Annotated in this window: 6 protein-coding genes; 3 read left to right on the top strand and 3 right to left on the bottom strand. The window is 62.0% G+C overall.

The annotated features are described in order from the left end of the window. Window positions 1-65: 65 nt before the first annotated feature. The 3 genes from WA070_RS13080 to WA070_RS13070 all read right to left on the bottom strand — a co-directional run bounded on the left by WA070_RS13080 (window position 66) and on the right by WA070_RS13070 (window position 3,896). Window positions 66-1,256, bottom strand: coding sequence for a type III PLP-dependent enzyme (locus WA070_RS13080; RefSeq protein ID WP_422634365.1), 1,191 nt, complete (start codon window positions 1,254-1,256; stop codon window positions 66-68). Window positions 1,257-1,405: 149 nt separating this feature from the next. Continuing rightward, window positions 1,406-2,578, bottom strand: coding sequence for a carboxynorspermidine decarboxylase (locus WA070_RS13075; protein WP_422634364.1), 1,173 nt, complete (start codon window positions 2,576-2,578; stop codon window positions 1,406-1,408). Between the two features lie 112 nt (window positions 2,579-2,690). Then, window positions 2,691-3,896, bottom strand: a complete 1,206-nt coding sequence (locus WA070_RS13070; RefSeq protein ID WP_422634363.1) for a saccharopine dehydrogenase family protein — start codon at window positions 3,894-3,896, stop codon at window positions 2,691-2,693. A 132-nt stretch (window positions 3,897-4,028) separates the two neighbouring features. Here WA070_RS13070 and WA070_RS13065 point away from each other — a divergent pair, with 132 nt between their 5' ends. The 3 genes from WA070_RS13065 to WA070_RS13055 all read left to right on the top strand — a co-directional run bounded on the left by WA070_RS13065 (window position 4,029) and on the right by WA070_RS13055 (window position 6,092). Further along, window positions 4,029-4,601 carry a sigma-70 family RNA polymerase sigma factor gene (locus tag WA070_RS13065; protein ID WP_422634362.1) on the top strand — a complete coding sequence of 191 codons (573 nt, stop codon included), beginning with the start codon at window positions 4,029-4,031 and terminating at the stop codon, window positions 4,599-4,601. Further along, on the top strand, window positions 4,594-5,319 hold the full coding sequence (locus WA070_RS13060) for an anti-sigma factor (RefSeq protein ID WP_422634361.1): 726 nt from the start codon (window positions 4,594-4,596) through the stop codon (window positions 5,317-5,319). Before WA070_RS13065 ends, WA070_RS13060 begins: the two co-directional genes overlap by 8 nt. A gap of 212 nt (window positions 5,320-5,531) precedes the next feature. After that, a complete protein-coding gene (locus WA070_RS13055; RefSeq protein ID WP_422634360.1) occupies window positions 5,532-6,092 on the top strand; it encodes a fasciclin domain-containing protein in 561 nt (186 codons plus the stop codon). The last annotated feature ends 104 nt before the right edge of the window (window positions 6,093-6,196 follow it).

Below are 6,196 nucleotides of genomic sequence, written 5' to 3'. Positions count from 1 at the left end.
TCGCTGGGGGAAGCGACGAGGGACATTGTGTTGGCACCCTCTCCTACAGGGGAGCGGGTCTGGGTTTAGCCCAGCTTGATGACAGTAGCGCGACGGCGTTCGGGCAGGCGTTCGGCGTAGAGGCTGGCCATCGGCTCGTCCTCCACTTCGATCGTGGCCTGCGACGTGAAGCCATTGAAGCCGGTGCGCATGGCGCAGCCATAGGCGCCCAGCATCCCGATTTCGATATAGTCGCCGGTCGCAACGTCCGCAGGCAGCATGAACGGGCCGACCATATGATCCATGTCGTCGCAGGTCGGGCCATAGAAGGAGAAGCCGGTCATTTCGGCATCGCTTTCTTCGTCACGCAGCAGGACGACAGGGAAGCGCCAGCCGATATGCGCCGCATCGAACAACGCGCCATAGGCACCGTCATTGATGTAGAGTTCGGTGCCGCGACGGCGCTCTACCCGCACGATGATGGAGCTATATTCGGCCGACAGGGCGCGACCGGGTTCGCACCATAGTTCGGACGAATAGCTGACCGGCAGGCTTTCGAAACCGCGATGGATGGCGTCGAAATAAGCCTCCAGCGCCGGGGGTTCCATGCCGGGATAGACCGACGGGAAGCCGCCGCCGACATCGATGATGTCGACCGTGACCGCCGCATCGACGATCGCAGCGCGGACACGTTCGATCGCGTCGCTATACGCCTGAGGCGACATCGCCTGGCTGCCGACGTGGAAGCAGATGCCCAGCGCATCGGCGGCCTGGCGCGTGGCCATCAGCAGTTCGCGGGTCTCGCCCAGTTCCGCGCCGAATTTCGACGCAAGCGAGAGTTCGCTATGTTCCGACGACACGCGCAGACGAACGCACAGTTCCAGATCGGTCGCGTCATTGGTGGCGCGCATGATCTTTTCCAGCTCGTCGATGGTGTCGAGCGAGAAGGTGCGCACGCCATGGACTGCATAGGCTTCGGCAATGGCTTCTTCAGCCTTTACCGGGTGCATGAAGCAGAGTTTGGCGTCCGGCAGGGTTTCCGCAACGAGGCGCACTTCCGCGATGGAGGCAACGTCGTAATGCGAGATACCGCTGTCCCACAACGTCCGAAGCAGATCGGGCGATGGGTTGGCCTTTACGGCATAGAGCGAGCGTCCCGGAAACTTCTCAACGAAGAATCGGGCGGCACGCGCCGCAGCCTGCGGGCGAATCAGCGTTACCGGAGCTGCCGGTGTGAGGGTGGTCGCTACCCCCAGCGCGCTAGGATACTTGTGCAATTCAAGGGACCTCCAGTGTCGTTCAGGGCGAAAAAAGCTGCCTTGCGGTGGAAGTCCCATGGGGCAGCGGAAGGGCGCTATATGCCCCGGTGACCCCCCTGTAAAGCGCGTGTGTAAAATAAGTTGCGCAAGGGGCCACGAGCCGTGCCTTAAGACAGACGGTCCTTGAAATCGGCGTAGGAAAAGCTGCGTATTTCCGTGAGTTGATCCGTGGCGCTGTTCCACAGCCAGATGGCGGGCAGCGGGACGCCGTTGAAGGTGTTGGTCTTGACCATCGAATAATGCGCCTGATCGAGGAAGGCGATGCGCGCACCCGGCTCCGCGCCGCCGGGTACGCGATAGTCGCCAATGATGTCGCCTGCGAGGCAGGATGGGCCGCCCAGCCGGGTCACGTCGCCGGTAGCCGGTTCGTGCAGCATGGCGGGGCGATAAGGCGCTTCGATGACGTCGGGCATGTGGCAGGTGGCGGAGATGTCGGTGATCGCGACAGGCATACCGTTGTTCACCACGTCAAGGATTTCGCCGACGAGGATACCGGCGTCCAGCGCCATCGCTTCGCCGGGTTCAAGGTAGAGAGAAAGGCCGGTCTGCGCTTGGATATGGCGAAGGAAATCGACCAGCGCGTCGCGCTGATAATCGTCGCGGGTGATATGGTGGCCGCCGCCGAAGTTGAGCCATTTGAGCGAGCCGACATGAGGCATCACCCGCGATTCGATCGCGGCCCATGTGCGTTCGAGGGGGAGGAAATCCTGTTCGCACAGATTGTGGAAGTGAAGGCCGGTCACGCCTTCCAAATGTTCAGCGCGTAGCTGGTCGATCGGAAAGCCCAGACGGCTGTGCGGTTGGGAGGGGTCGTATTTGGGAACTTCACCCTCTGGATGGAGGGGGTTGATGCGCAGACCGATGTCGAAGCTGTGGCCAGCGGCGCGGGCGGCGTCGATCTGCGGTTTGAAACGGGCGATCTGGCCGGGGCTGTTGAAGATGACATGATCGGAGATGGTGAGGATTTCGGCGAGGTCTGCGGCCTTGTATGCGGCGCAGTAGGTGGCGACTTCGCCCTTATATTCCTCGCGGCCAAGGCGGGCTTCGTAGAGACCGGAGGCGCATACGCCGTCGAGATATTCGCCCAGCACGCTGCCCAGCGACCACATGGAGAAGGCCTTGAGCGCGCCGAGGATTTTGATGCCCGCGCGGTCGCGGACATCGGCGAGGACGGACAGGTTGCGCCGGATCGCGGCCTCATCCACCACGAAGGCGGGGGATGGGACGCGATACAGATCGAAGCGGGCGAAAGCGGCGGGATCGCCAGCTTTGGTTTCCATGAAATATCCTCCGCCACATCGTCACCCCAGCGGAGGCTGGGGTCTCACTTTACCTGTGGCGTTGTGGAAGAGAAGGGAGATCCCAGCCTTCGCTGGGATGACGGTGGTTGTTTTAGAACGCCAGTGGGGCGTCCAGTTCCTTTACCTGCCAGGGCAGGCCATGTTGGTTGAGCATGTCCATGAAGGGATCGGGGTCCATCTGTTCGATGTTGAACACGCCTTCCCCTTTCCACGCGCAGGTCAGCATCAGCGCTGCGCCGATCATCGCGGGGACGCCGGTGGTGTAGCTGACCGCCTGATTGCCGGTTTCGGCATAGGCTTCCTCATGATCGCAGATGTTGAGGACGTAGACGGTTTTCTGGACGCCATCTTTGGTGCCGGTGGCGATGTCGCCGATGTTGGTCTTGCCCTTGGTCGTGGCGCCGAGGCTGGACGGTTCGGGCAGGACAGCCTTGAGGAACTGGAGCGGGATGATTTCCTTGCCCTCATAGATCACCGGATCGATGCGGGTCATGCCGACATTCTGGAGGACTTCCAGATGCTTGAGATAGGCGTCGCCGAAGGTCATCCAGAAACGGATGCGCTTGATTTCGGGGTAGAATTTGGCGAGGCTTTCCAGTTCCTCATGATACATGAGGTACATATTCTTTTCGCCGACCTGGTCGAAATCGAACGCCTGTTTGTGGCTGAGCGCCGGGCCTTCGATCCACTGGCCATTTTCCCAGTGGCGCGAGGGGGCGGTGACTTCGCGGATGTTGATTTCCGGGTTGAAGTTGGTCGCGAAATGCTGGCCATGGTCGCCGCCATTGCAGTCGAGAATGTCGAGCGTGTCGATGGTGTCGAGCAGGTGCTTTTTGATGTAGCTGGCAAAGACGCTGGTGACACCGGGGTCGAAACCGGAGCCGAGCAGGGCCATGATGCCCGCTTCCTTGAAGCGTTCCTGATAGGCCCACTGCCAGCTATATTCGAATTTGGGCGTGTCGCGCGGTTCGTAGTTGGCGGTGTCGAGATAATCGGTCTTGGTCGCGAGGCACGCGTCCATGATGTTGAGATCCTGATAGGGCAGGGCCAGATTGACGACCAGTTTGGGCTGCACCCGTTCAATGAGCGCGATGGTCGCGGCGACATCATCGGCATCGACCTGCGCCACGTCGATGGTCACGCCGGTGCGGGCGAGAACCGATTCGGCGACCTTTTCGCAACTGACGATGCGGCGGCTGGCCAGCGTGATATGGCTGAAAATGTCGCTGTTCATCGCCATCTTGTGAACCGCGACCGAACCGACGCCGCCTGCGCCGATGACAAGAACCTTGCTCAATTTCATCTCCATTTGCCGATCGCGTGCCTCACGCGAAAGCGCCCATATAGGGGCTGGGCGTTACAGCGCAAAGTCAGTGTTATGGTGATAATGCATGCTTGCGCTGACGACCGGCGCGGCTAGGTTGGGAGGGTGGACACACTGGGGGATCAGGCGGACGACGCCCGCGCGCGCTTGACGCAGGCCATGCAGGGCGTGGCACGGCAGGACCGCAGCGCATTGAGCGACGTCTATGCGATGACGTCCGCGAAGCTGTTTGGCATTTGCCTGCGTATCTGCGGTGACAGGCAAAGCGCGGAGGATATTTTGCAGGACGTCTATGTGAAGGTTTGGCGACGGGCAGGGCAGTTCGATGCCACGCGTGCCAGCCCGATCACCTGGCTGGCGACGATCGCGCGCAACAGTGCGATCGACTGGCGGCGGGCCAATGGACGCATGGACATGCTGCCTGAAAGCGCGGCTGCGGACGTTGCCGATGAAGCGATTGCGGCGGATGACCGGATTGTCGGGGAGCAGGAGCGCGGGCGCATCTTCGAGTGCCTCAAGACATTGGATGTGCGCACGGGTGCGGCCATTCGCGCCGCGTTCTACGATGGGCTGAGTTATAGCGAACTGGCCACGCGGGCGCGCGTGCCGCTGGGGACGATGAAAAGCTGGGTGCGGCGTGGACTGTTGCGGTTGAAGGATTGTATCGGCGATGGATGACGTCCTGACGCCCCAGGAAGAACGCAGCGCGCTGGCAGCGGAACTGGCGCTGGGGCTGCTGGACGGGGACGAGCGCGCGGCGGCTTTGCGGCTGCGGTTGTCGGATAGTGCGTTTGCGGCGGAGGTTTCTGCGTGGGAAGCGCGGCTGGAACCGCTGCATGGTGAGTGGGCCGATGTTGCACCCCGCGATTCGGTGTGGGCGGCGGTAGCTGCGCGGATCGGGGCGGAGGTTGCGCCCGTGGGCGATGTCGTAGCGCTGCGCACGCGGGTTGCGCGCTGGCGGGCGGGGACGATCGTTTCAGGGGCTTTGGCGGCAGGGCTGGCAGCGCTGTTGCTGGTGCGGCCTGCGACGCAGGTGCCTGTGACAGGCGTGCCTGATGCGACGCCGGTGGCCTTCGTCCAGATGGCGGGCGAGGCTGGCGGGCCGCAGCTGAGCATGCGGCACGATAGCGGGTCGGCGCAATTGACGTTGCGGGTGTCGGGCATGAAGCAGGGCGATCTATCGCCCGAACTATGGGTCATACCGGCTGGTGGCGCGCCGGTGTCGCTGGGCGGGATTCCGTCATCGGGGACGATGGCGCTGCGCCTGACCGACGGGCAGCGGCGGTTGCTGGTCGAGGGCGCGACGCTGGCCGTGACGATGGAGCCGCAGCAGGGCATGCCCCATGCAGCGCCCAGCAGCGCGCCGGTGGCGGCGGGGCAAATCACGCAGATTTGATATTTCTCGTCACTCGCTGCCGCTTTGGGGGCGCGATGGATGCTGAATTAAGTTCAGCATGACGAGGTAAATTACATGCGCATATACTTGCCTGGCTTTCGACGCCGTTTCGAATGTCCTTTAGGTCATTCGTGCATCCGTTCTCGTCCGTGGCGCGTAGCTGCTGCACATCCCGCCTTTGTGGGGTGCAAAGATCGAGAAGGATGTCTCTCATGAAAATTTCCCCCATATCCCTGATGATTGCGGGCGCTGTGATGGCGGCTGGCGGCGGGATGGCCGGTGCGCAGATGGCCAAGAACCCGATGGTTGGCGGCGCGGCAATGTATCCGACCAAGGATATCGTCGATAACGCCGTCAATTCGAAGGATCACACGACGCTGGTCGCCGCTGTCAAGGCCGCCGGGCTGGTCGATACGCTGAAGGGTCCGGGTCCGTTCACTGTATTTGCGCCGACCAACGCTGCGTTTGCAAAGTTGCCCGCTGGTACGGTCGATACTTTGGTGAAGCCTGAGAATAAGGCGATGCTGACCAATATCCTGACCTATCATGTGGTCGCGGGTCGGATGACCGCCGCCGACATCGCCGCCAACGCAGCCAAGCATGGCGGCAAGGCGACGCTGACCACCGTGCAGGGCGAAATGCTGACTGCGTGGAAGAAGGGCAAGGACTGGTATCTGACCGATGCCAAGGGTGGTCAGTCGAAGATCACCATTGCCAACGTCATGCAGTCCAACGGCGTCATTCACGTCGTCGATACGGTTCTGATGCCCTGAACCGTGTTGCACTGATGTGATGGCCGACGGGTCGATGGCTACGCCCCCTTGCCATCGGCCCGTTTGTTTTTGTGGGGGAGTAGGGCTTCTCGACTTCGCTCGAA

Source organism: Sphingobium sp. (genome assembly GCF_049304695.1).
GTDB lineage: Bacteria > Pseudomonadota > Alphaproteobacteria > Sphingomonadales > Sphingomonadaceae > Sphingobium.
Note: the sequence above shows the minus strand (reverse complement) of the source record. Positions and strands in the feature narration are given on the sequence as shown.